This window comes from Mycobacterium szulgai (genome assembly GCF_002116635.1).
Lineage (GTDB): Bacteria > Actinomycetota > Actinomycetes > Mycobacteriales > Mycobacteriaceae > Mycobacterium > Mycobacterium szulgai.
The window spans coordinates 1-1,064 of record NZ_LQPW01000056.1; the positions used below are offsets into that span (position 1 = coordinate 1).

Genomic DNA, 1,064 nt, shown 5'->3' on the forward strand with positions numbered 1-1,064 from the left:
GTCGTACACCCAGCTCATCAGCGGGCTGTGGGCGATCAGCACTCGGCTTTCCATCTTGACGTACTTGCCGAAGCCAATCCAAGCCAGAACCACTACCAACCCATAGCGACTGATGATCGCGCCGGTGCCGATCAACCAGCCGGCCAGCTTCCGGTCCTGGTGTGCGCCTAGTGTCGTCACTCAACACCGATCCTCTCTGCGTAGTTCGCCATACGTGGATCTCTCACGACGGTTGACGAACTGCGCAACCCGGTGGTTCACCTCAGCGCGGGATCGTTACCTGCGCCGAGCGACACAAGTTGCGCCCGGGTCAAATTGCCTTCCGGATCACTGAAGTGTCGTACCGTTGCCACAGGTCGGGCACGGTTCAGCAGCGATCGGACGCGAGCCACGCGTGTCCCTGGGGTGGTGCTCATGAGGGGAGTCGGCACGATGAAAAGAATTGTCGCTGTCGGTACGCTAGCGGCCGCATTGGTGTTTTCCGCGGCATGTGGCGCGTCCGGTGGCCAGCAAGCCGAAAGCAAGCCGTCGGGGAGCCAACCCCCGCAAACTGCTAAGTCGGGCGCTTCAGCCGAACCCGCCGCGGCTGCAATCATGACCATCCGCTACGAGGATGCCGAGACGGCCGAGGCGCAAGGCGGTCGTCAGCTCATGCAGAACGCCAAGTTGTTGGAGCAGGTTGCTCAGCAGGTCAACGACATCCTGAAGCTGCCGTACGACGTGGGAGCCGTCGGCAAGCAATGCGGTGAGGCCAACGATTACTGGGATCCCAACGTCAACGAGATACAGCTCTGCTACGAAGACATCCAGCAGAGCCAGCAACGGTTCGCCAACAACGGCAACCCCGACTCGGCGATGGCCGCGGTCGACGCGACGATCTCGGGCTTCTATCACGAACTGGGCCACGCCACGCTGGCGATCTACCAGCTGGCGTTCACCGGGCGCGAAGAGGACGTGGCCGATCAGCTCTCCGCGTTCATGCTGCTCACCCCTGGCGCCGATGGGAAGCCCTATCCCAACGGTGTGCGGATCGCCACCGACACCGCCCAGGACTGGAAGTTGAG

General features: G+C 62.4%; 2 pseudogenes. One reads left to right on the forward strand and one right to left on the reverse strand.

Annotation, left to right across the window (positions count from 1 at the left end):
* Positions 1-147 (reverse strand): annotated as a pseudogene (locus AWC27_RS30045) (DUF417 family protein); the annotation flags it as partial.
* A 420-nt stretch (positions 148-567) separates the two neighbouring features.
* Between AWC27_RS30045 and AWC27_RS11185 the strand changes: the two are divergent.
* Positions 568-1,064: pseudogene (locus tag AWC27_RS11185) on the forward strand (DUF4344 domain-containing metallopeptidase); the annotation flags it as partial.